Here is a 22868-nt window from a genome sequence, read left to right on the forward strand (position 1 = left end):
AGTTTTTCTGTTTATACTATCTGTTAAAGGATTATGTAAGAAAATCGTGCAAAAATCCTGATTGTTCATTTAAATAAATATCGCAGAAATGTAAATTGACAGTGGATTTATTTACAGCCCTTGTGTGTGATGCTTTTATTTTCATGCTTTGGGCATAATGATGAAAATCAATATGTATAGAAAGGTGACTACATTAATTAGTTTTGCAGCATTTGTTTTGTTTTGGATCATCATGTGTCCTCTTGGGATGTATGGTCAAGAATCGAAGTGGGTTGATATGAATCCTGTGAGAAAACGGTATTTGCGTTTTCACAAAGATTTTGCAGTTGATTCGGTTAAATATCCTATTTGGGAATATCAAAATTCTGTTATTTTTGCAAATTCCGGTGTTACTCTTCAATTCAAGAAGGGTGGGCCGTTTTTTTACACAGACCAAAGTCCTTTACATAAAGGGGAATATAATGTGTCGGGGGTAATAGCCCCATTGTGGAATGGTCACGTTTACGGCATGGGACGCCAAATGAATTTAATTGGTATTGGTGTTTTTAACTATGCTGCTATTGGATATAACAAATCATTGTCAGATAATTTATTTGCTGATGTTGCATTGCATGCAATGAAGTTGAGTACTCCTCGCCATGTGGATGAAACATTTGGTATATCGGGTAAACTTTCTTATTCCTTTAATTCCCGAATGAGTTTGCATGTATTTGGCGGTTTTTTATTTACTCCTGTTACTTCATTCAGCCGTAATGACTACGGAGGCAGTGTTGCTTTCGATATAACGGATTCTTTTGGAACGGAATTAGGTATAAGGGGTTATCGTGAATATCCTTTTGAACGTGGGGGAGTTACTCCTATCTTAATGCCTTACTATAAATTTAAAAAGCATAAAGTGGAAATGGATTTTGGTGGATTTTTACAAGAAATAATATATGGATTGTTATGTAAAAAGTATCATTTATGAAGAAAATAGTATTTGTATTGTTCGGATGTTTGATCATCTTTCAAAGTTGTAGTAATGTGTTTTATAACCATGCTAATAAAACGGAAAAGGTTACTGTTAAGGTAAAGCCTTTTAAATAAAATAATTGTTTAATACAAAATCATACACTATGAAAATTGAAAAGATTTTTGGTTGTATTTTGAGTGCATGCATGATTGTAAGCTTGTTATCTTGCAATAGCGAAAATGAATTTATCGGTTCTGCACAAGAAACCATACCGGATGTTGAGGTTTCGACAATGGATATGTGGGTAAAAGAAACGAGAAGTGTTAGTGAGTACTTGAATATGCCAGTTCTTCATTTTAAAGATGAACAGGTGTATAGCGAGACGCTCCGGCAGCTTAAAAACATGACAGAAAATGAAAGATTTACTTATTTTCAGCAGTTGGGCTTTGAAGGGGCGTATATTTTATGGGAGCAGGCAGATAGGGAGCTCGATAAAATATTTGATATGGAAAGTGATGATTCTCACTTAATACAAGAGATGATAAATACGTACAAGGATAAATATTCAGATATTTTTTCTTTTAATACAGTTGACTTATTCGACGTTACCCCTTATTTTACATTCACTGATAATGATTTGTCCTTACTCGGTAATATAAAAGGTTACGTTGTAATCGGTAATAGTCTAAGAGGGCCTAAATATGATTATCCTACTTATGATTTGGATGAAGTTGTTTCAGCTACACGGGCAGCAGAGCCAACTCCGATTGAGCCAGGTTTTAAGGGATTTAAAGATGCTTCATTAACAATCAAGAATGGAAAATATAAAAGCACAATGACTATTGGGCGTATCGTTAATGGTAATTCTTTTGCTGTGGAATTTAAAACTAAAAAGAAACAACTTTTTTGGAAAAAGAGTGTTAAGGCCGGTTATTCGGCTATGTTAACAATGAAAAGCTCAAAGTTTAATTATAAGAATACAGTCTTTTGTCCTTATGGAAAAGAGGTTTCGATTTTAAACCTACCCATAGAACGAGTTGGAAATGTCTTTGATGCAGTTGTGGAAAACTTTAAATCTTCAAGGGGAGATGCAAAAGGAAACCAATCATTTCATAACATACGTGTAATATAGTCAACAGTAAAGATAGCAATATAATGAGCGTATATAAATCAAAGTTTCAGCCGGTAATGGAGCGCTGGTCTCTGGTGTTAAAGATTGTCTTATTAACTACTGGACTTATGTTTCTATTAAGAACTTTTATGCTACAATCTTTGCAGGATCAAATCGCAAGCCTGTTATTGGGTACCATTCTTGTATCTATATACATATACATGCTGATAGTGATTCCTTCATTTATTTGTTTGGAAAAGGATCAACTCGTTATAAAAAGAGTGTTTGGTAAGAAATGTATTCCGTATTCTTGTATTAAGAACGTTTTTGTTTATGACGGTGTTCAAAATGATGTCCGTTATTTCGGAAGTAATGGCTTTTTGGGGTATATAGGTGTAATGGGCAGTACCCATTATGGGAAATATTATTCCTATGTAAAGAATCCCAATCAACAAATTTTTATATTAACAGAAAAAAAGAATTATCTCTTAAGCTGTGAGAACAGAGATATGTTTATAAAAGATTTGTTGATTCACTTATAATATGCTGGATATTAATATAACCTGTTGGAAAATATAGTTATAGTATTACTTGACGGGAAGAATATGTTTTTTATTCTTCCCGTTAGTTTTTTAGAGCATTAATAATTAACCCCCGTATCTCTGTAATAAATGTTGAAAATCAGTGAATTACAAGAGTATGCCCAATTTTATACCCTAAAAAGTAAAATTGGGTGTTTTTGCTTTGTTTAACACTTTGTTCTTTTATTATTTGTTTGGCTTTGCACTGTCTTTGGTTGCTTAACTATTATTTGTTGTATAATTTGCAAAGGGGTATTGTGTCGTTGATGACATTGTTATACTAATATTTATTTAAATCGTTTCCTTTTTTTAACTCTTTTGGAGTAGGGAATCCTCCTAATAATTCTGTCTTTCATAATAGTAATAAAGTTCCTTTAAAGGTTGATGTTGTGTTATTCTGTTTGTATCTTGGCGCTAAACGCATTATTTATATTGGATAAGTATTTAGGCTATGAATTGAATATAACTTTTAGCTTTTAAAGTATACTTTGCTTTCTCAATGAAATACTAATTAATGGGTATTTCACAGATAAGGAGGCTTACATATTTTATATAAATACATATCGCAGAGATGCAAAAACGATTTATTTTACTGTGTTAATAGTAGATTTGTTTACGGCCCTTGTGTGTTATACTTTTATTTTCATGCTTTGGGCATAATGATGAAAATCAATATGTATAGAAAGGTGACTACATTAATTAATTTTGCAGCATTTGTTTTATTTTGGATCATTATGTTGCTGTTTTGCTTTCCTCTTGATGCGTATGGTCAAGAGTCGAGGTGGGGTAATATGAATCCTGTGAGAGAAGGGTATTTGCGTTCTAATAAAGATTTTGCAGTTGATTCGGTAAAATATCCTATTGGAAAATATCGAAATTCTGTTATTTCTACAAATTCCGGTGTTACTTTTCGGTTCAAGAAGGGTGGCCCATTCTTTTATACAGACCAAAGTCCTTTACATAAAGGGGAATATAATGTGTCGGGGGTAATAGGACCATTGTGGAATGGTCACGTTTACGGCATGGGACGCCAAATGAATTTAATTGGTATTGGTGTTTTTAACTATGCTGCTATTGGATATAACAAATCATTGTCAGATAATTTATTTGCTGATGTTGCATTGCATGCAATGAAGTTAAGTACCCCTCGCCATGTGGATGAAACATTTGGTATATCGGGTAAACTTTCTTACTCCTTTAATTCCCGAATGAGTTTGCATGTATTTGGCGGTTTTTTATTTACTCCTGTTACTTCATTCAGCCGTAATGACTACGGAGGCAGTGTTGCTTTCGATATAACGGATTCTTTTGGAACGGAATTAGGTATAAGGGGTTATCGTGAATATCCTTTTGAACGTGGGGGAGTTACTCCTATCTTAATGCCTTACTATAAATTTAAAAAGCATAAAGTGGAAATGGATTTTGGTGGATTTTTACAAGAAATAATATATGGATTGTTTAAATAAAAAGTATCATTTATGAAGAAAATAGTATTTGTATTGTTCGGATGTGTGATCATCTTTCAGAGTTGTAGTAATGTGTTTTATAACCATGCTAATAAAACAGAAAAGGTTACTGTTAAGGTAAAGCCTTTTAAATAAAATAATTGTTCAGTAAAAGTGCGGATCGTTTTCAACATACCCATTGGAAAGAATGCTATGCCCAGTACAAGGCTAAGGCTTTAAATATTCATACAACCAAATATTTGCCATAATGAATACAACAAAATACCTATTGTTATATATAACAATAATTTTAATGTTTTCTTGCTCTAATGAAGAGAGAAACAGATTGCCAAGTATTACCCCGAGTCACATAGACCTGTCACTGGAACACCCTGAAGCCTATTTTCAGATAGCATGCGGTGATTACAATATGTATGGATTTATAATTGTGGGACAGGAAGAATATAGGATTACAAAAGAAATAATGTCAAAGGAAGTAACTGTTGTTGAGCTTTCTGACGGAAGTAAGGCCACTTTCCATTGTAGGAATCGCATACTTGTAAAGATAGACTTTGGTTTTATGACCATAAGCAAAATACAAAGAGGCAAATATAAAGTTCAATTGAATAAGAATATTGATATGCGACAACCAATTGCCATTTCCTTTGGATTCAGTGTTCCTGATGGAATATCTACTGTCGTTGTAACCTTGAAACAATAAATACATGAATGGTTATTTGTGATAAAATACCAATTAATTGGTATTTTATTGTACAGGGAAAATTCTTTAATTTGTAAAAAAAACTAAACAGTGTTAATATGAAGAAAATATTCATTCCTTTGTTCGTTGCCTTAGCATTATTTTCCTGTGAAAAAGAAGAAAATAATAAAATTTTTAAATATCAGTTGCTGCCAAGTGAGAACGTATCTAAACCATTTAGTTGTTTGGGGGAGAAACGTACTATTACTTTTACAATTATTCAAAAAACATTGATAGATGATATTTTAGATTCAGAGGTTCCGATTATTCCCAAGGATGTTTCGATAGAATTTGATAAAACTCTTTTTTCTGATATAGAGACAAAAATAAAGGGTGATCAAGTTGTATTAAATATAACCTCAAATATTAATAAGGAAGATAAAATTTTGAATGTTGATCTACAGATTTCTTACTCTACTATTAATGGTATAAAAGTAGAAAAAATTCCCCTAATTATAGATAAAGGGAAGTTGACATTTGTGTATAAAATCCATTCGGAACAGAATCCTTTTTTCCTACCAGCTGAAGGAGGTAAATTTGAATTACCTTTTACTTGTAAAAAACAAGTCTATTTGAATGAATGTTTTATAGAGGAGGGATATTCATCATTGAAAGGGTTGCGGTTTAAAAAAGTAAATACTGGAAATGTAAATTATATTGATGTAAAAAAGGATGGAGACGCAGTAGGGTTTTATAAATTTACCTTTGAGGGGGAAGGTCCATATAATCAAAAAGCAAAACCTGAATGCTATTTTAATATATATCCCAATGATGCAGATTTAATAACAGGCAATCCCCAGGAAATTTTTAAGCAAGAATTTGTACAACCTCAAACTCTTGGTGAGGATTATTATAGACCTTCTCGTAGCGCATTTAGAAGTGGTACATTTGATTTTTAACATACCTATTGTAAATTTAAATTATAAGTATTATGAAAAAGTGTTTATATCTATCTGTTTTTTTTATTGCTTTTTTTTCTTCGTGTTCCGATAACGAATTGGAAGAAATGTCTAATTCAGTTCCCGTTTCAAAATATCCCCAAAAAGTTATAGATATTTCAATGGAGAGCCCTGAAAGTTTTTCACATTTTAGTAATATTTCTATTACTCGTTCTTCTGAATTATTAAAGGACAGTGTGTGGAGTGATGGAAAAGGGCATACGTTAATTTATGAAACAAATGAACATGTTCCGACTCAAGAGTTAATGAGATATATTTATTTAGGTTCAATTCTTCAGGGAGGTTCTATTGAAAAACAACGTTTTGTTCCTGTTTTAAAACCTGTTGATCCAATAACAATATCCTATTCTTTTCCTGCCCGTTGGGTGACAGACATAATCATGAAACCAAGTCTGTCAGCACAAAGGCAATCTTTACAGAACATAATGAATAAAGAAGGAATGGAAGGTAAACAATTAGGCTCTTTTAGCTATAATATGCGACAATTTACTTATTTTGAAGAGCTTAAATTAGCTTTTGGGGCAAATGTGAATATTGCACGTATTCTTGATATTGATATTAGTGTTGATAAAGGAAAAATCAGAAGAAAAACTGGATTGTTTGCGAAAATAATACAACGGAATTATACAGTTGACATGGATCTTCCTATTGATGGAAATCTGCTTTTAAATCATGATGAAATAAATAATATAGGTAGATACGATCCGGTATATATTAGTTCTATTACTTATGGAAGGATGGCTCTAATTTCTATGGAATCTTTTGAAAGTTATGATAAGTTAAGAGTTGCGTTACAAGTGGCTTTACAGGCAAAAGTCATAAATGGGGAATTAGACTTTAGTCTTGAGCAAAAAAAAATTCTCAAAGAAGCGGAAATAAATGTTGTAGTGTATAACGGAGAAGGTGAAGGCACTGTTAAAACTATTAAAGGTTGGGATGAGTTTCAGAAATTCATAATCCAAGGAGGACGATTTTCTAAAGATTTGCCGGGGGATGCCATATTCTATACTGCCAGTTATCTGTCTGATAATTCTCCTTATTATTCAAAATTCAAAATTCATTTAAAAAATCAACAATAATCTGGAGCTATGAGAATTTTAAGATATACTCTGTTTTTATTTGCTATAGGATTAATTTCATGTGAACAAGAATTTGACAAAAAAGAACAGCAATCTGATTGCTGTTCTTTTCAAAATCTACCTAAGTATCCCGAACAAGTGGTGAATATAAATGTGCATAACTATATTCCTGATATGGGAGATAAGGTTTTATCTTCTCCTTCGCATATCCATACAAGAGCTTCAGAAATCATTTCTGAGACATTATGGGATAATGGGTTTGGTAAAACAATTCATGCACAGGCAGATGAGTCGATAGTTTTGGATAATCTGAATCGATATATTTATCCTGGTTCTATCTTGGATGGGGCAAGCGTTGCCAATCAGGATTATAAAACAATCAGTGTCCACTATAAGCCTATAAATGTCTCTGTGTCCTTTCCTGCCCAAAAAGTTACAGGTGTACTTGAAAAGCCCTCTTTGTCTTCATGTAGGCAGTTAGTAATGGATTTGATGCATCAGAAAGGTATAGGGCAACAATCAGCTTCCGTACACTTTGATATACACCGTTTTACATCTTATGATGAGCTGAAAATGACTTTTGGATCAAATGCCAATACGAGCTTTTTATTTTGGGGGTCGTCATCTTCCCAACAAGAACATAAGGAACGAATTAGTAAAAGTAGTGGCTTATATATAAGGTTTATTCAGAAATATTTTACGATTGATATGGATATTCCTGAGAAGAGTTTTATTGAAGGTAGTATCAATGCCCAATACTCTCCTGTCTATGTGAGCTCCATAGCTTATGGAAGGGTCGGCATATTAACTCTTGAAACCGATGAAATATACGAGAATGCGGAGTCCATTGTAAAGAAGGCCGTTAATGGCTTTTTATATAACAAAAAAGAATTTCTGACAGTTGAAGAAAAGGGCTTTTTTGATGAGGCCGGAATGAAAGTATATGTAGGGGGAGGAAATGGTGACAGTGGTGTAAAGACCCTTACCGGATTTGACGATTTTATCAAATTTATAAGTGAAGGAGGGCATTTTTCTGCAGAGACACCTGGTAAACCTATATTTTGTAGCTTTGCGTATTTGTCGGATCATTCACCTTATAAAGTTAAATTTAAAATTGATATTGATAGCGATCCTGTATATGCAAGAATTGAATATCGGAATCTAAAAAATGACTCCTATGTGGGTAGATCTTTACAAAGAGAAAAGATAATTGGCGATGTACATCTTGCCTTTTATGCTGATAGAACGGCTAAGATTCCGACAGTTGCTCCAAGATACATTTCTTTTAATATTGTAGAACATAGCAGACATTATTTGAAGGCTCGAATACCAAGAACAGAAAAGGATGATACAACAGTAGAAGAATTTGTCAAGAGTAATAATAGCCGTGGGACTGAATTACAATTAAAACATGATTTGTTGCTCACAGAATTTGTTTGGACGCATAATAACCCAAGAAGAACTCGATATGAACAAAACACTTTCAGGTATAGTCTTAGTGAAGGTGGTTTTTACAAAATTCTCCCTGCTATAAATGAGCCAAAGAAGTGGCGATAATTTGAAGTTGGCGCTCCTTGTCGGACAAATAAATAAGAGATATGGTATTAAAAGATAAATTGGTTATGAAAAAAGTATGTATGTTACTTCTTTTGTTATTTATATGCAATATTGGGTTGGTATTAGCACAAGGAAGGAGATTCGGATTTGAATTAGGAGCCAATTATCCAATTGGGCTACAAAAGAATGGATATAAAGAAAATCATGTTGGGTTTTATTTAAATGGAATATATAGGTTTCCCACCAATCCGTTAAGTGTAAATCTAAAATTAGGTTATGAAAGTTACACAATTGTGCTTAATAATACTTCTAATTCTCTTTTTAATGGACGATCTTTATCTCTTATGCCGACAGCTAATTATCATTTCTTACGGAATGAATCTGTTGATTCCTATGTTGGTTTGGGAACTGGTGTTTCAATTGATAATATAGATGTGGGAGTTTTCAATGAAGGTTATAAGTTGCACTTTGCAGTGGCTCCACAAGTTGGTATTAGATTTATAAACCATATAAATGTATATTTACAGTATTATGTGACACATAAAGATTTTTCCAGGTTGGTATTGGGAGTTGGTTATGTTTTCTGATATTGTCCGAGTGAAGAATAGATTTCTTTATATTTGTTAGATTTAGGGTGTCAATTTGCGTTTAACAGGTGCCAGTAAAGAGTATATTCTTTTACTGGCACTAATAATTTATAGCCTCTCGTTATTAAGTGATTATATTTTCAATCCTTTTCGTTGCTTGTTTTCAACAGGTGTGTTTAGCCCTAACTTTTCTTTAATTTCCTGAAACTTCTTCCTGAACCAATCGAGTATGGGTATTCCGTCAATGCACAACCTGAATTTTCCTTTCTCCTGGGGGTTCCTCTCCACTGTTGCCGTTGAGTGCTCCGTCCTGAACTTCTCCTTGTACTCTTTTGAATAGAGCCTTCCCTTGAACTCCACGGGTTGCAGGCTGACAATTCGTCTTGTCAGTTCTTCGGTGAAGCCCACTTCCCGGCATTGTTCTGCTATGGGCATCAGTTCCTTTACGATAGGGAAGTAGGTGTCTATCAGTTCCAGCCGATTGTCGTATTCTGCGATTTTCTGCCGGTAGCTCCGGTCAACTCTGTTTATCTCGCTGCTGTGACGGTTTTCCATTTTTGTCTGCTCCCTCTGTTCGGCTTGCACCTGCTTTTGCAGATTCACAATGTTCCGTTTCAAATTTTCATTCTCCGCTTCCAGCCTCTTAACCTTGCTGCCTCCGAAAAGTGAGCTCACCCCGTCCGCTATGGCTGTGGTGGCGTTCACCGCCGCCCCCTTCATTTTCTGCACGTTGATTTCCCCCTTTACCTGCTTCAGCTTTTTCATTGCTTCCTCTTCCAGCCCCAGCAGGTTTTCTATGTTCTCTTGCAGGCTGTCCTGCTGCTCCACCAGCTGCTTGTAGTATTGCATGGTGGAAATATGCCTTGCCAATGAGCCGTCCACGCCTCTCTGCAAGCCGTACTTGTTCATGGCTTGGGCATAAGTGTCCTGATAGTGTTTTAGCCTGTGCCTCGCCATTACATCATCTGCGCAGAGTCTCACGTCCTGCGGGTTCTTCTTTCTGTACTTTTTCTTCCCGTTCTGTTCTTCCTGTCCGGCTTTCCTTCGCTCTCCGGTCACTATCGGTATGACTGTGGCGTGTATGTGTGGTGTCTTCTCGTCCATGTGCAGTACTGCCGATACGAGGTTCTGCTCCCCGTATGTTTCCCGGATCCATTTCAGACTGTCGTTACACCAGTCTTCAATCCGTCCTTCCGCTTCCATTTGCTTCATGTCCTTGTTGCTTCCGGTAAGGAGTATCCGGATTGCCTTCACCTGATTGGCGCTCACCTTGCGTCTGATGCCTGCCGTTTCTATCCGGTGGGCTATCGCCTGCGTGCGGTTCCTCACCCCTTCGGGAAACTGTACGAGCTCCCGGTTCAGGTGTGTGCGCGTTCTGTCCGCATTTTTCGGGTGAACGGTGCGCTCTATGTGTGCGGACATCCTGCTGTCCGTCCCTTTTGCCTTTTCCAGATGCAAAACTGCATATCCCATAACTGTCAATAATTTCAGGTTAATACTTCCCCTGCCTTGCCTTTATGCCGCATGGCAGACGGGGTTTCCAAAGGGGCGGCGCCCCTATGGCTCGTTGGGGCTTTTTTAGCAATGTGTGCATTGCGTTAAGAAAAAGCCCTAATGAGCTATGGCTTTTTTCAAAGCCTTCCGGTGGCTGTGCGGCTACATCCTGATCCCTTTGCCTTTCTTCTTCGGCTGCTCTGTCTGCCGTTGCCTTTTTTCCGCTTCCGGTTTCTCTTGCTGCCGTTGCGCCTGTCCTGACCTTTTATCCCGCAGGAAGTCGTTCAGATCGTTGTACCCTTCGTATATGTGCGATGTGTCCCGTATGCGTAGCCCGTACTCTTTTTGCAACTCCTGAACGGCCTCGATTCCCGCCTTGTCGTTGTCAAGGAAACAATGGATGCTTTCATAACCGCCCAACGGTCGGATTGCTTTGGAAAGGTCGGAAGTCGAGTTCAGTACGATGTAGTCCTGTCCGTCAAGTTCGGGACGGTCGGGACACCTTTCCAGCCGCAGGGTGAGGAAAGAGAGGTAGTCCATGAATCCCTCGAAGATGTAGCATGCCTCCTTCGACTCCGATTGTCGTATATGGGTGATGTCCTTCGGTGCTATGCATCCCTTGAAATGCTTGTTGCGTATCTCGTATCCTCCCGAACGGTTGGGGAAGCCTATAGCATAGTATGGGGTTTCCCCGTTCAGATAGCGGACCTCCCTGCATTCTCTTTTTGCCAGTTCCGTATTTATTCCCCTTTGCCGCAGGTAGGCATACAGGGCGGGAGAGGAGAGCGGTACTACCTCCAACTGCCGGAAACTCGGCTTTGATAAGGGTTGCTTGCCAAAAGAGAAAGAGACCGGGCGCACGTTTTGTGCCTGCTCCCTTATCCTTTCCAAGAGGTAGGGCAGACTGTCGGATGCGTATAGCTCCTGTGCCAGTGCGATGATATTACCACCTTTGCCTGCGCCAAAATCATACCATAGGTTGCGTTCGGTGTTCACCTTGAAGGAGGGTTCCTGTTCGTCCCTGAACGGTGAGTTGTACCATAGACTACCACCCTGTTGCCTTACCGGACTGTATCCAAGACTGTGCAGATATTCCTCTATGCGTATCTGCTTCGCTTCATTCATATTCATCATATTTCTGTTTTAAGTAGATATTGTTTTTGGGTTTTTCGCCCGTACCCTTTCATGTGTTACGGGCTGCATCCGCTTTACTTTACTTTGCTATATATATGCCCCCAGACTAAAGTAAAGCGGTTTCCGGTCTGTGCCGTCATGGTGGAGGCCTGGTATGAGACCATACCCTTTTCCGTACTGTCATACCGTTGTTCTTGTCAAGTGTGAATATTATTTTTTCTTTTCGCCCGTATCTTTTTGTATATTACGGGCTATATCCACTTTACTTTACTTCCGTATATATATGGTACGGGACTAAAGTAAAGTGGTTCCCATACAATACCGCTAATAGTGAAAATCGGGTTTGAAGGTGTATTTCCTGCCGTTCTCCTGTACTATCATCCGTTTGTTTTTCAGTACTGTAATGAGGTCTGTCAGCCTGTTTTCCCCAAGCATGACACCGACAGAGGCATAGGTTTTCCTCAATTCTTCCGCAAGCTCCTTGTAGCCGTATTCATCTTTGAGTGTGAATGCCGCTTCCAGTGCGATGCGGTGCTGCTTCTCTGTGATGTCCTTGTAGGGGTCGAACTTCTCCCTTTTCCCTTTTCCCGGATCCTTGTGTTTGAATAGGTATTCGTCCAGCAGTTCGGGCAATGCCTCCCCGTTGATGCGGAATGCGAACGGTTCGAAGTTCATCGCCCTGATATGTGCTGCCTTGACCGTACTGATGTCGGGGTCCTTCTCGTCCTTCTCCACTTGCAGCACTGTTTCGGCCTTGTTGCTAAGCTCCGTTCCGATGTGTCCCCTTGCGTTCTCGTCCCCCTTGTTCTGATGCAGTATGGTGTGTATGTGTATGTGTCTTTCCCCCGTCCATGTCATCAGCAGGGAGATTATCTTCGTGGACTCGCTGGGGCTGTTGATGTCGTACACCATATCCCGTATTCCGTCAATGACTACCAGCCCTACATTTTCGGTGCGGTAAATGGCCTCCCTCACGATTGCTATTCGTTCCTCGGGCGTGTACTTCCTTAGGACAAGGAATTCAAGGTCTTTATGGTTCCTGCCTGTCGGCAGTCCCGCCATGCGCAATATTCTTTTTGCCACTTTCGCACAGTGGTAGGAACTTTGTTCGGTATCCACATAGAGTATTTTCCTCCTGTTTTCGGGCAGTTCCGCCGTGTAGCTTAGCACTGTCCCGTTTTTCAGTGCAGCCGCCACGATTGCGGAAACATTGAACGTTTTCTTGCTCTTTGCTTTTCCGATTGATGCGCTGAAGTTCCCCAGCGTGCCTATGACGGAACCGTGTACTTTCAGTATTTCGGGTGCCCTCTCGTAGTCTTCCGAAAGGTCGAGCCGTGAGGCTTGCCACAGTATCACCGCCGCTTCGGGCGTGACTTCTTTTCTTTCTCTGTACTCCATGTCCGTACCTCCTTATCTGCGTCCCCCGCTTTTGTGTCCTGCCAGTTCGAGTGCCATGTCCGCATCTACGATGATTTTGCGTCCTATCTGCGTAATGGCTCTGTCTATCTTCCCACTTTTCTTGATGCGGTTTGCTGTGGGCATACTGCACCCGAACAGGCGTGCTATGCCGCCTATCCCGTACACGTATTTCTTTTCCGTATCGGCTGCGGGCTGTGCTGCTCTCGCTTCCCTTTCCTGCAGGGCGTGTCGGTTCAGTAATATAAATTCCTCTCCCGTCATCTGCCATACGGGCTTTGATAAAAGTTCTCTGATTTCCATGTTGGAATGAATTTAACGTTTGTACTGTAAGCCCTGCGCACGGGCTTTTTTGTTTCGTTCGAACAGTGCAAAGTTAATCCCGGATACGGGTGGTAAGGATGTGGATAGCGTGAATGGGGTATCACGCTATCTCACTAAATATCAGAAGATAATAAAGAGTGGTGAAAAATATTTCGGGTGGTAAAAGTGGTTGTTTCGTGGAATGTCGTGGCGTATCGCTGACTATCGGAATATTGACTGCATTTCCTTCGCAAATATCTGATTGCTGTCACTGGGAAAATCGGAAACGGGTTCTTTGTATTTTGATTTATAGTATGTGTCGTCTATTCCCAGCAGGTTCATGATGTCTTTTCTCCATTTTTCTCTGTCTGGTTTGTGCAGTGTTTCACCCATAAGGAAAATAAGATAACATACACGAGCCTTTTCCCTCGGTCTTATTATCAGTTTGCCTTCGCACGGTTGCAGGTTCATGCTGGCGTAAAAGTCCAGTTCGGAAATGGCTTCGAACTGTTCACCGTTACATTTTTCGTAAACGGCTGACAAGAGTTTCATGGGAAAATAGGTGGGTGAGGGTGTCGGTGTGGCGGCCTCTTTTTCTTCCCCTTCCTTTTTCTTTTGGCCGGTCATGTATTTTTCGAGGATTGCCAGCAGCGATCCGTCCAGCCTGTATATGTCTCCGCAGCGGTTTTTCAGGTATTGTAGGGCTTCCCGCCTTGCCTGTTCCTTCTGTGCATATAGTTCATCCAGCTTGGCTTTCTCCCTGTCGTATTCCCGTTTGCACTGCCCGTATCTTTTTTCCAACCTTTCCTCTTCCTGACGATCATGTTCCCTGAAACCGACTGCCTCCAAAGATCCGTTAGCTTCCATAAGTTCCCGGTAATATTCGTTTGTGATTTGCATTTGTCTTTCGATGTCCCGGTCATGACATCTTTCATGCTGCCGGCAGATATGTTCAATATCGAGACGGTCGAAAAACTCCCTGCAGGTATTATACATTGAGATATTGTTTTCAATCTCCCGTTTCAGGCTGTTCAGCAATATGGAAAAGTGCGTACCCTCCGTTTCAAGCATGAGGCTGATAATTGCCTTTTCAAAGGTCTGTGTGTCTTCATACTCTTTGTAAAAGTCATGAATGAACTTCTGCTTCTCAAAAGAGAGGCCGTCACCGGATGTTATTTCCGTATATGTCTTGTTGAGTTTCCCGTAGCGGGGTATCATTGAGGTTATTCTTTCTTCCATGCTATTGTTGTGTTTACAGTTGGTTGAATTTGTTCATCGCATTGGCCTTGATGTCATCGGCAACGTCTATGTATGGTTTCATCGCCTTGTAGTCGCTGTGTCCCGTCCACTTCATCACCACTTGTGCGGGAATACCCAATGCCAAAGCGTTGCAGATGAATGTCCGTCTTCCGGCATGGGTTCCCAGCAGGGCGTATTTGGGTGTGACGGTGTCTATACGTTCATTTCCCTTGTAGTAAGTTTCCCTTACCGGGTCGTTGATTTCCGCAAGTTCCCCCAGTTCTTTCAAATAATCGTTCATCTTTTGGTTGCTGATGACCGGAAGTGCCTTGTGATCTTCAAAGTGTACGCTTTTGTATTTTTCCAGTATCGCCTTGCTGTGGTTGTTTAACTCTATGATAAGGCTGTCCGCTGTCTTTACGGTGGTCACTTCTATATGGTCGGGCTTGATGTCGCTCCGTTTGAGGTTGTACACGTCCGAATAGCGCAGCCCGCTGAAACAGCAGAACAGAAAAACGTCCCTTACCCGTTCGAGATACTGCTTGGTTTGGGGTATCTTGTAGTCTTTCAGTCTGTTCAGTTCCTCCCATGTGAGGAATATCACTTTTTTGGGTGTGTTTTTCAGCTTGGGCTTGAAGCTGTCATAAGCCATGTTCTGATTGTACCCTTTCTTGAAACTCCACCGCAGGAACCATTTCAGGAAGGCTATCTGCTTGCCTATGGTGCTGTTACGCATATCTTTCTTGTTACGCAGGAAGTCCACATAGTCATTCAGACCGTTCTCGGTGAACGTATCAAAGGAAAGTTCATCCCTGAACTCTTTCAGGTGGTTCTTTACCGCAGCGAATTTTTCGTAGGTTGCGTCTGTCCAGTCGTTCTGTTTCCCGCATTCCCTTACAAACTCCTCGAACGCCTCCCAAAAGCTGATTTTAGGTCCTTCGGCTGTTTCCTGCTCTGTGACTGGTGCATCCTTCATCCTTGCATTGAAGCTGTCCTTTATCTGTGCGGGTGTGGGTAGTACGTTCTGTACTTCAAACTCTTTGAAGATGTTCTGTATCTCCGTATACTGTCTTAGCAGGTCTGCATTGATTTCGGATGCGCTTAGCTTCAGTTTGTTTGTGCATCCGTTCTTTACCCTTTGTTTGTCCGTATCCCATTTGGTAGCGTCAATGCGGTAGCCCGTTGTAAACTCTATACGCTGGCTTGCGAATATCACACGCATACGGATAGGCACATTCTCTGTGATTGGCACACCGTTTTTCTTCCGGCTTTCCAGTGCGAAAATGATGTTTCTTTTGATATTCATAATTGGGTGTGTTTGAAAATTGACACCCAAAAATACACCCAAAAAGTGAGATATGCAAAGATATTAAGAGATATTTTATTTTCTGTTTGCTTTGTAATAACTTGGTAATTAACAAGATATTACGAGTTTGTGATATTGTTTGAAATGATAGGTGATAGAACCTGTCTCTCCGCTGAACTAACCGGACAAAACCGGACAGAAAGCAGACAAGTCCCACAAATTCAACGATTTGTGGGACTTTTTTTATCCCCTTATGTCTGCCCTACCGGACATCATTTAGCCCTTAAAAGACAAAGTTAGTAACCTAACTCGTACCCCCGACAACTGAAAGTCCAAAAGGGGTACACTTAGTCCGAAATTGGCGAACTTCTGTCGCTATTTGGCGAGCCTGTATAAACTTCACTTTGAGCTAATTAACGTAGTTTTGTAACCTAAAAAAGTGAGTTTATGAAGAGTACATTTTCCGTTCTTTTCTTTGTGAAAAAGGACAAGCAAAAAATCAATGGCAGTTACCCTATTTTCGTCCGTATCACGATTGACGGTGTGGCAAGCCGTTTCAATTCCAAGCTGGACGTTCAACCCAAACTTTGGGACGGTAAGGCAGGCAAAGCCGCCGGACGTTCTGCGGAAGCTACCCGCATCAACAGATTGCTGGATGATATAAACGCATCCCTTAATACCATCTATCACGAACTGCAACGGCGTGACAATTATGTTACCGCCGAAAAAGTGAAGAATGAATTTTTAGGGCATAGCGAGAACCACGATACCATCCTTAACCTTTTCCAAAAGCACAATGACGATGTGAAACAGTTGGTCGGCATATCCAAAACGATTGCCACTTATCGCAAATATGAAGTAACCCGCCGCCATCTTGCCGAGTTCATCCAAAGCAAATATAACCTGTCGGATATTTCTATAAAGGAAATAACCCCGATGTTCATTACAGACTTCGAGTTATATTTGCGTACCACCTGTAAATGTGGTTATAATACGACTGCCAAGTTCATGCAGTTCTTCAAACGCATTATCTTGATAGCCCGTAATAACGGCATCTTGATAGGCGACCCGTTCGCCAACTATAAAATACGTTTGGAGAAAGTGGATAGAGGGTATTTGACAGAGGACGAAATAAAAATCATCCTCAAAAAGAAGATGGTTTCCGAGCGATTGGAACAGGTGCGTGATGTTTTTATCTTTTCCTGTTTCAGTGGTTTGGCTTATGTGGATGTTGCAAACTTAAAGGAAGATAATATCCGCAAGTCCTTTGACGGTAATTTATGGATAATTACGAAACGCCAAAAAACAAATACAGACGTGAATGTTCCCTTGCTGGATATTCCTAAAATGATATTGGAAAAATACAAAGGTAAATTGCCGAATGGAAAGGTACTTCCTATTATCAGTAATCAGAAACTAAATGCGTATTTGAAAGAAATAGCGGATGTATGCGGAATTAAAAAGAACTTGACATTCCACCTTGCAAGACATACATTTGCCACGACAACCACACTTGCTAAAGGTGTGCCCATTGAAACAGTCAGCAAGATGTTGGGACACACCAATATAGAAACGACACAGATATACGCCCGCATTACCAATAACAAAATCAGTAACGATATGCAGGGGCTTGACAAGAAGTTTGTCGGCATTGAAAAAATTTACAAAGAAGTATCAATGAAATAGTTGTATAGGGGATTTATCGCAATTAGTGATAAGTCCCTTTATGCTTTTAATTATTCACCATTAAATAGTAACATTATGGATTTACAAATCATTCAGAGCAAGATTTATGAAATCAGGGGTTGCCGGGTTATGCTCGATAGTGACCTTGCGGCACTTTATCAGGTGGAAACAAAAGCCTTGAAACAGGCTGTCAAACGTAATATTGAACGTTTTCCAAGTGATTTTATGTTTGAACTGACAAAGGAAGAAGTAGAATGTTTAAGGTCACAAATTGTGACCTTAAAGAATAATCCCGATGAAACGGAAGAAGAAACCAGTTCAAAACGTGGCAAACATACTAAATATTTGCCCTATGTTTTCACGCAGGAGGGGGTAGCCGCCCTGTCCGGTGTGCTACGCAGCCCTATTGCCATACAGGTGAATATTTCCATCATGCGGGCATTTGTAGCCTTACGTCAAATGATAACAGGTTATCAAGAATTACTAAAGCGTATTGAAGAACTGGAAGAAAGTACGGATGCACAATTCAGCGAAGTGTACCAAGCACTTACCCAGTTATTAAGCAAACCCGAACCGAAGCCACGCAAACCGATAGGATATAGAACCTATGATGAATAACTGTTTAAGGTATTCGGTTGTCTAAGGGGTGTCACCAGTGATACCCCTTTTTCAGTTCCCTAAAATAATGTATCCCAATCACAAATTTTAGCAAAGTTACAGCCCGGCAGGGACAAATACCAAATCCGAGCCGTTCCGGTTTTCTAAAAAATCTCCACACCTACGGGTCGTGTTTTTTGAAAAGATATGGTTGAAGTCCCCGCCAAACTGTGGGTGTCCGGCAAAATTTCTTATTGTTTAATTTAAAATTCAGTAGTCATGAAAACAACAGAATTTACCATGCCGGAAATCACTATCTCTTATAAAGACAATGTAAAAGCATCCGAAAGGGTGAAAATACTCTCATCCGAAACGTCCTACTCTTACCTGAAACCGTTCTATATCGAATGTATGGAACACCACGAAGAAAGTTATGTAATGTTCCTCAACCGTGCTAACAAGGCTTTAGGCGTTTCCCTTATCTCTAAAGGCGGCATGGCTGAAACTGTAATGGACGTGAAAATCATCCTGCAAACCGCCCTGAAAGTCCATGCTTCGGGCATAATCCTCTCACATAACCACCCATCGGGTAACCTACGTCCGAGTGAACCGGACAAACAAATCACCTCAAAAATAAAAGAAGCCTGCAAGGTCTTGGATTTACACTTGTTAGACCATATCATCCTGACAGAAGAAAGCTATTATAGCTTTGCAGACGAGGGGCTTATCTAAGCCCTTTTTTTTGTTACTGGCAACAAAAACACAATATCCTACTTTTAAAATAAAACCATTTTCCCTATTTCTCTTATTGTAAATCTTCCTCTTAGGCAGTCCCCAGCCGGAGCAGTCATTATCGTATCACATAGGCAAAGGTATTTCCGTGTTCTTCAGGGCTTTGCAAGGTCAAGCCCTAAAGGGTTTAAATAAAAATCGTCCTGCTGTACTTCGTCCAGAGAGTATTTTTCTTTAAAACCTTGCAAAGCCTAAACACTACCCTTTAAAGCCTATATGAAACGAAAACGACCGCCCTGACCGGAAACGCATAAAAAAAAAAGTCAGATTTACGAGAAACAGGAAAAAAGGTTATGAAACTTCAACTCCCTTACCTCTCAAATCCGCATAAATTTAAAAATACAGAAGTCATGGAAGCAGTAACATTATCAGAAGCAAGAGTTTATGTAGGTACTTACAACAAGTATAACAACGGTTCACTTTTCGGCAAGTGGTTAGACCTTTCCGACTATTCGGATAAGGACGAGTTTTTGGAAGCCTGCCGGGAACTCCACAAGGACGAAGAAGATCCGGAACTAATGTTTCAGGACATCGAGAACATACCCGAAGCCCTGATTTCCGAAAGTTGGCTTTCTGATAAGTTCTTTGAGCTACGGGATGCCATCGAAAAACTAAGCGAAACCGAGCAGGAAGCGTTTTTCGTATGGTGCGACCATCACAACAGCGATATAAGCGAAGAAGATGCGGACGACCTTGTTTCTTCCTTTGAGGACGAATATCAGGGAGAATATAAAGACGAGGAAGATTACGCCTATGAAATCGTAGAGGAATGTTACGACCTGCCGGAGTTCGCAAAAACCTACTTTGATTATTCGGCTTTTGCCCGTGACCTGTTTATGACTGATTACTGGATGGATAACGGTTTTGTTTTCCGTTGTGCCTGATTACTAACCGGGTGGAGCAATCCACCCATAACACACCAAGACAATGAAAGTATATAATAAGATAACGACTTTTTTACGATGGTTTATACTTGCTTTTATCATCTATCAGGCAGCCACCAGCACCGCCGGAATGTGGATAACCCTAATCATAGGCTTTTTTATTATCCGATTTGTTATCCGGATGTTTATCCCCACTATATACCTGTTTGTGTTTATTTTCATGGTGCTACTTTTGCTTCATATTTTCTGATAGCCTATTATAATTTATGATATTATGGAAACATTAAACGAAAAACAGGGTAAGCATTGCCCAAACATTAAGAAAGGTGGTATGTTATGCTCTTGTGATTTCCCTTCGTATTTATCATTTCCGCATGGTCTGTTAGAAATGAAACGAGGATATTCTTCTTGTCCTGTCATATTCTATATTCAAAAGGTTAATGCACAAAGTTAATAAAAAAAATATTATAGATAAAATAATATAGTCGTAACTATGAGGTGTCTGTTCTTGCAGAACCCCAAAAATGATTTAGATTCTAAAAAACAACCGCCATACTTCATGTCCAAAGTGATGGCGGTTATTTTATCCGATTGTTTATAATTGAATTATGCTATCATTCTCTGAAAGTAATTATAAAACCAATGGTACTCGATCAATAATTTCCAATATAAGTCAATCCTTAGATTCTTTCTTTCAGAAATGTCAATATCAATATCATCAATGATGTTAATTCTAATATCATTATCAGTCAAAGCCTTATTTACCTGATTTAAACTAATATTATTTATAACAATCTTTGCCCATATCTTCCTCATGAAAATCAAGGTTGAATGCATTAAATTTAGAGAGCTGATGGTTGACTCGTATTTTTCAAAATAAGTTAATGTACCATCAATTTCATATCGTACAATCTCTGCTGCTCTCGGAATGAAAAATAGTGGAACAATTTTATCATTTCCCCTAAAGTTATTGCAGCATTTATGTAGTATATATTTTTCTCCACCTTCAAAGACCTTTCCTTGACAAGAAGCAACTAAATTTTCATGTGCAATGCAATGGGGATAGGGAGGAGTATGTAGTTTGGGAGATATGGGAATCTCTTTATCTGGGCAATAATATATTTTCCCCCTTTTTAATCGTCCAAACTTACTGTAATATTTTACCTCTTCCTTACGCTTTTTGTCCTCTAAATGATGTGGCATTACATGTTCTAAAGTCACCTCATTAAAAGGAATTTTTCTCATGCAATAACAACAAAATCCTTGTTGTTCTTTGAGCAGTAAATACTTAAACGCTTTAATTCTTTTAAGTTCGTTGTAGTTTAAATTTACATATCTTTGAATATCATTGTTCCACTTATCTTTAATGAAAGCCTTGATAATTCGGTGTCCTTTCCTCTTATATTTGAATTTATTGATAAATTGCATATTCTTTATTAGTATTTGTCCTCTGCCAGTTGAGAGTTTATTTTAGAGATAATATTTATGTATTGTTCCTCCGAAACCATAGATTTAAGTTCTTCTTTCCTTTTTTCTACTAATTCCGGCTTACCTCTTCTTGAAAGCCTTAAGATGGCTTCTATTTCTTCTTTAACCTCATTGTCTGCATAAGGAGTTCCCATAAAATCATAAACAGCAGCAGAATAATCCACGCCATATAAATTAGGCAATGCATTTGGTGTATCTTCGTCTGCCTGCATTCTATAAATCATATTTCCCGTATCTTTGACTTTAAGATTGGAGAGTACCATTGGAGAATGTGTAGATACAATAAATTGAATACTTGGAAATGTTTTTTTCAGACGAGCTAACACTTCTTGTTCCAAAGAAGGATGTAAATGGAGGTCTATTTCATCAATTATGGCAATACCTTTTGGGTCTTCCTCGTTTGTTTTCCGTAAAATATATAATCTATAAGCCAAATCAAAAGCAATGGAGTATAGTCTTTTATATCCAGCAGGTAAATTATCAAAGATAACGTCCCGTTCATTTTTTAATCGCAGATATAATGATAGCGTCTTATCATCTACAACCGGAAAGAAATCTTTTATTTCAAAATCATCCTTTTCTTCTAACGCAGAATTGATAGGTTCAGAAAAAGTGCGCAATTTATTTTTTATATATTCTACTTCCTTAGAATTTAACGGGTCACTATCATTAAGGGAAATTTGTTTTAGCATGGAATTAATGAATCTATTTTGCCAGATAGATGTACATGATACTTCTGAATTCCATTTGTAATAAGCAAAATTCCTGATAATATATCCTTGTTCCTTAATAGCTTTTTTTGCAAAATCGCTGGTTCTTGTATCTATATGTGGAAATGAATCAGAATAGAAAACAAACAGTGGAAGTTGGTCGCTATTATGATATTCTGCCATAAGTGTACGATATGCTTGTTGATACTTGGAAACGAATAACGAAGCACCTGATGTAGAACGCTTATAGTATTCCCAATTCAAAGGTATATCATTAAATTCAGCTTCCATGTTGATTGTTAAATCAACTGCTGGTAAATCCGCATTTTGGGCTCGATAAAAATCTGTAGCTAATGTTGAAATGACTTTTAAATCGGGATTACCTGATATAAGTAAATCATCTCCCATTGTGCTATCATTGGAAAAAAAGACACTTAATCCATAACGAATGGCATTTAGTAGAGAAGTTTTTCCTGCGCCATTTTTACCAATAAAAACAGTAATTCCTGGTGTTAAATCAACCTCATAGTTTTTAAAGCAACGGAAATTTTCAATTGTTATTTTTTTAAGTATCATATTATTTTCTTTTTTTCTGTCTATGGATATAATATTCACAAAGTTAGTGATTTTCTAATATAAAACTTCATAATCTGATTATTGTTTGCAAATTTAGACTCTAAATTCCTTTTCTCCAAAACATTGTAACTACTATATACACAAGTTTACATGTGAATCTTATCCTTTCATCACTATAGTACGGGATATGCACATAACGTCAGGGTATCGGC

21 protein-coding genes are annotated in these 22868 nt (G+C 38.7%); 13 read left to right on the forward strand and 8 right to left on the reverse strand.

Annotation, left to right across the window (positions count from 1 at the left end; all coding sequences use genetic code 11):
- Nucleotides 1-172 precede the first annotated feature (172 nt).
- From BVU_RS12360 to BVU_RS12400, 9 genes are all read left to right on the forward strand, one after another.
- Complete coding sequence (locus tag BVU_RS12360; RefSeq protein WP_229105584.1) at nt 173-967, forward strand: hypothetical protein; 795 nt, start codon at nt 173-175, stop codon at nt 965-967.
- Between the two features lie 148 nt (nt 968-1115).
- Nucleotides 1116-2084: a DUF4848 domain-containing protein gene (locus BVU_RS12365; RefSeq protein ID WP_011965615.1), complete on the forward strand. Its 969-nt coding sequence runs from the start codon at nt 1116-1118 to the stop codon at nt 2082-2084.
- Nucleotides 2085-2107: 23 nt separating this feature from the next.
- Nucleotides 2108-2605, forward strand: a complete 498-nt coding sequence (locus BVU_RS12370; RefSeq protein ID WP_011965616.1) for a PH domain-containing protein — start codon at nt 2108-2110, stop codon at nt 2603-2605.
- A gap of 713 nt (nt 2606-3318) precedes the next feature.
- Complete coding sequence (locus tag BVU_RS12375) at nt 3319-4110, forward strand: hypothetical protein (RefSeq protein ID WP_117797384.1); 792 nt, start codon at nt 3319-3321, stop codon at nt 4108-4110.
- 247 nt (nt 4111-4357) lie between these two features.
- Nucleotides 4358-4810: a hypothetical protein gene (locus BVU_RS12380; protein ID WP_011965618.1), complete on the forward strand. Its 453-nt coding sequence runs from the start codon at nt 4358-4360 to the stop codon at nt 4808-4810.
- Between the two features lie 98 nt (nt 4811-4908).
- Entirely contained in the window at nt 4909-5748 is an 840-nt protein-coding gene (locus BVU_RS12385) for a hypothetical protein (protein ID WP_011965619.1), read from the forward strand.
- A gap of 32 nt (nt 5749-5780) precedes the next feature.
- Complete coding sequence (locus BVU_RS12390; RefSeq protein ID WP_011965620.1) at nt 5781-6887, forward strand: thiol-activated cytolysin family protein; 1107 nt, start codon at nt 5781-5783, stop codon at nt 6885-6887.
- A 9-nt stretch (nt 6888-6896) separates the two neighbouring features.
- On the forward strand, nt 6897-8444 hold the full coding sequence (locus BVU_RS12395) for a thiol-activated cytolysin family protein (RefSeq protein ID WP_011965621.1): 1548 nt from the start codon (nt 6897-6899) through the stop codon (nt 8442-8444).
- Between the two features lie 41 nt (nt 8445-8485).
- Nucleotides 8486-9031 carry a porin family protein gene (locus BVU_RS12400; protein ID WP_011965622.1) on the forward strand — a complete coding sequence of 182 codons (546 nt, stop codon included), beginning with the start codon at nt 8486-8488 and terminating at the stop codon, nt 9029-9031.
- Nucleotides 9032-9163: 132 nt separating this feature from the next.
- On the opposite strand, the gene mobV is transcribed toward BVU_RS12400, so the two are convergent.
- The 6 genes from mobV to BVU_RS12430 form a co-directional block, all read right to left on the reverse strand.
- Entirely contained in the window at nt 9164-10504 is a 1341-nt protein-coding gene (gene mobV / locus BVU_RS12405) for a MobV family relaxase (RefSeq protein WP_011965623.1), read from the reverse strand.
- Between the two features lie 183 nt (nt 10505-10687).
- Nucleotides 10688-11656, reverse strand: coding sequence for a toprim domain-containing protein (locus BVU_RS12410; RefSeq protein ID WP_041174544.1), 969 nt, complete (start codon nt 11654-11656; stop codon nt 10688-10690).
- Nucleotides 11657-11983: 327 nt separating this feature from the next.
- Entirely contained in the window at nt 11984-13057 is a 1074-nt protein-coding gene (locus BVU_RS12415; protein WP_011965625.1) for an AAA family ATPase, read from the reverse strand.
- Between the two features lie 12 nt (nt 13058-13069).
- Entirely contained in the window at nt 13070-13378 is a 309-nt protein-coding gene (locus BVU_RS12420) for a DUF3853 family protein (protein ID WP_005809723.1), read from the reverse strand.
- Nucleotides 13379-13600: 222 nt separating this feature from the next.
- On the reverse strand, nt 13601-14617 hold the full coding sequence (locus BVU_RS12425) for a hypothetical protein (RefSeq protein WP_011965626.1): 1017 nt from the start codon (nt 14615-14617) through the stop codon (nt 13601-13603).
- A 13-nt stretch (nt 14618-14630) separates the two neighbouring features.
- Nucleotides 14631-15923 carry a site-specific integrase gene (locus BVU_RS12430; RefSeq protein ID WP_005677642.1) on the reverse strand — a complete coding sequence of 431 codons (1293 nt, stop codon included), beginning with the start codon at nt 15921-15923 and terminating at the stop codon, nt 14631-14633.
- A 447-nt stretch (nt 15924-16370) separates the two neighbouring features.
- Here BVU_RS12430 and BVU_RS12435 point away from each other — a divergent pair, with 447 nt between their 5' ends.
- From BVU_RS12435 to BVU_RS12450, 4 genes are all read left to right on the forward strand, one after another.
- Nucleotides 16371-17609 (forward strand): site-specific integrase, encoded by a 1239-nt coding sequence (locus tag BVU_RS12435; protein ID WP_005841796.1) that lies wholly within the window; start codon nt 16371-16373, stop codon nt 17607-17609.
- A 75-nt stretch (nt 17610-17684) separates the two neighbouring features.
- Nucleotides 17685-18227: an ORF6N domain-containing protein gene (locus BVU_RS12440; RefSeq protein WP_005841798.1), complete on the forward strand. Its 543-nt coding sequence runs from the start codon at nt 17685-17687 to the stop codon at nt 18225-18227.
- Between the two features lie 258 nt (nt 18228-18485).
- A complete protein-coding gene (locus tag BVU_RS12445) occupies nt 18486-18938 on the forward strand; it encodes a JAB domain-containing protein (protein ID WP_005841800.1) in 453 nt (150 codons plus the stop codon).
- Between the two features lie 410 nt (nt 18939-19348).
- The gene (locus tag BVU_RS12450) at nt 19349-19882 is read left to right on the forward strand and encodes an antirestriction protein ArdA (RefSeq protein ID WP_011965627.1); all 534 of its coding nucleotides are present in this window, start codon (nt 19349-19351) and stop codon (nt 19880-19882) included.
- A gap of 606 nt (nt 19883-20488) precedes the next feature.
- Here the strand turns inward: BVU_RS12450 and BVU_RS12455 are convergent.
- Both BVU_RS12455 and BVU_RS12460 read right to left on the reverse strand, forming a co-directional pair.
- Nucleotides 20489-21310 (reverse strand): hypothetical protein, encoded by an 822-nt coding sequence (locus BVU_RS12455; protein WP_005847388.1) that lies wholly within the window; start codon nt 21308-21310, stop codon nt 20489-20491.
- A gap of 8 nt (nt 21311-21318) precedes the next feature.
- A complete protein-coding gene (locus tag BVU_RS12460) occupies nt 21319-22656 on the reverse strand; it encodes an AAA family ATPase (RefSeq protein WP_005847390.1) in 1338 nt (445 codons plus the stop codon).
- Between the last annotated feature and the right edge of the window lie 212 nt (nt 22657-22868).

It is taken from the genome of Phocaeicola vulgatus ATCC 8482, assembly GCF_000012825.1.
GTDB classification, from domain to species: Bacteria; Bacteroidota; Bacteroidia; order Bacteroidales; family Bacteroidaceae; genus Phocaeicola; species Phocaeicola vulgatus.

What these genes read in the sequence shown, in the direction of transcription:
- BVU_RS12395 (WP_011965621.1), top strand. Translation starts at nt 6,897, where the DNA reads ATGAGAATTTTAAGATATACTCTGTTTTTATTTGCTATAGGATTAATT.
- BVU_RS12440 (WP_005841798.1), top strand. Translation starts at nt 17,685, where the DNA reads ATGGATTTACAAATCATTCAGAGCAAGATTTATGAAATCAGGGGTTGC.
- BVU_RS12430 (WP_005677642.1), bottom strand. Translation starts at nt 15,923, where the DNA reads ATGAATATCAAAAGAAACATCATTTTCGCACTGGAAAGCCGGAAGAAA.
- BVU_RS12425 (WP_011965626.1), bottom strand. Translation starts at nt 14,617, where the DNA reads ATGGAAGAAAGAATAACCTCAATGATACCCCGCTACGGGAAACTCAAC.
- BVU_RS12450 (WP_011965627.1), top strand. Translation starts at nt 19,349, where the DNA reads ATGGAAGCAGTAACATTATCAGAAGCAAGAGTTTATGTAGGTACTTAC.
- BVU_RS12460 (WP_005847390.1), bottom strand. Translation starts at nt 22,656, where the DNA reads ATGATACTTAAAAAAATAACAATTGAAAATTTCCGTTGCTTTAAAAAC.
- BVU_RS12360 (WP_229105584.1), top strand. Translation starts at nt 173, where the DNA reads ATGTATAGAAAGGTGACTACATTAATTAGTTTTGCAGCATTTGTTTTG.
- BVU_RS12390 (WP_011965620.1), top strand. Translation starts at nt 5,781, where the DNA reads ATGAAAAAGTGTTTATATCTATCTGTTTTTTTTATTGCTTTTTTTTCT.
- BVU_RS12370 (WP_011965616.1), top strand. Translation starts at nt 2,108, where the DNA reads ATGAGCGTATATAAATCAAAGTTTCAGCCGGTAATGGAGCGCTGGTCT.
- BVU_RS12365 (WP_011965615.1), top strand. Translation starts at nt 1,116, where the DNA reads ATGAAAATTGAAAAGATTTTTGGTTGTATTTTGAGTGCATGCATGATT.
- BVU_RS12445 (WP_005841800.1), top strand. Translation starts at nt 18,486, where the DNA reads ATGAAAACAACAGAATTTACCATGCCGGAAATCACTATCTCTTATAAA.
- BVU_RS12375 (WP_117797384.1), top strand. Translation starts at nt 3,319, where the DNA reads ATGTATAGAAAGGTGACTACATTAATTAATTTTGCAGCATTTGTTTTA.
- BVU_RS12420 (WP_005809723.1), bottom strand. Translation starts at nt 13,378, where the DNA reads ATGGAAATCAGAGAACTTTTATCAAAGCCCGTATGGCAGATGACGGGA.
- mobV (WP_011965623.1), bottom strand. Translation starts at nt 10,504, where the DNA reads ATGGGATATGCAGTTTTGCATCTGGAAAAGGCAAAAGGGACGGACAGC.
- BVU_RS12385 (WP_011965619.1), top strand. Translation starts at nt 4,909, where the DNA reads ATGAAGAAAATATTCATTCCTTTGTTCGTTGCCTTAGCATTATTTTCC.
- BVU_RS12435 (WP_005841796.1), top strand. Translation starts at nt 16,371, where the DNA reads ATGAAGAGTACATTTTCCGTTCTTTTCTTTGTGAAAAAGGACAAGCAA.
- BVU_RS12380 (WP_011965618.1), top strand. Translation starts at nt 4,358, where the DNA reads ATGAATACAACAAAATACCTATTGTTATATATAACAATAATTTTAATG.
- BVU_RS12455 (WP_005847388.1), bottom strand. Translation starts at nt 21,310, where the DNA reads ATGCAATTTATCAATAAATTCAAATATAAGAGGAAAGGACACCGAATT.
- BVU_RS12415 (WP_011965625.1), bottom strand. Translation starts at nt 13,057, where the DNA reads ATGGAGTACAGAGAAAGAAAAGAAGTCACGCCCGAAGCGGCGGTGATA.
- BVU_RS12410 (WP_041174544.1), bottom strand. Translation starts at nt 11,656, where the DNA reads ATGAATATGAATGAAGCGAAGCAGATACGCATAGAGGAATATCTGCAC.
- BVU_RS12400 (WP_011965622.1), top strand. Translation starts at nt 8,486, where the DNA reads ATGGTATTAAAAGATAAATTGGTTATGAAAAAAGTATGTATGTTACTT.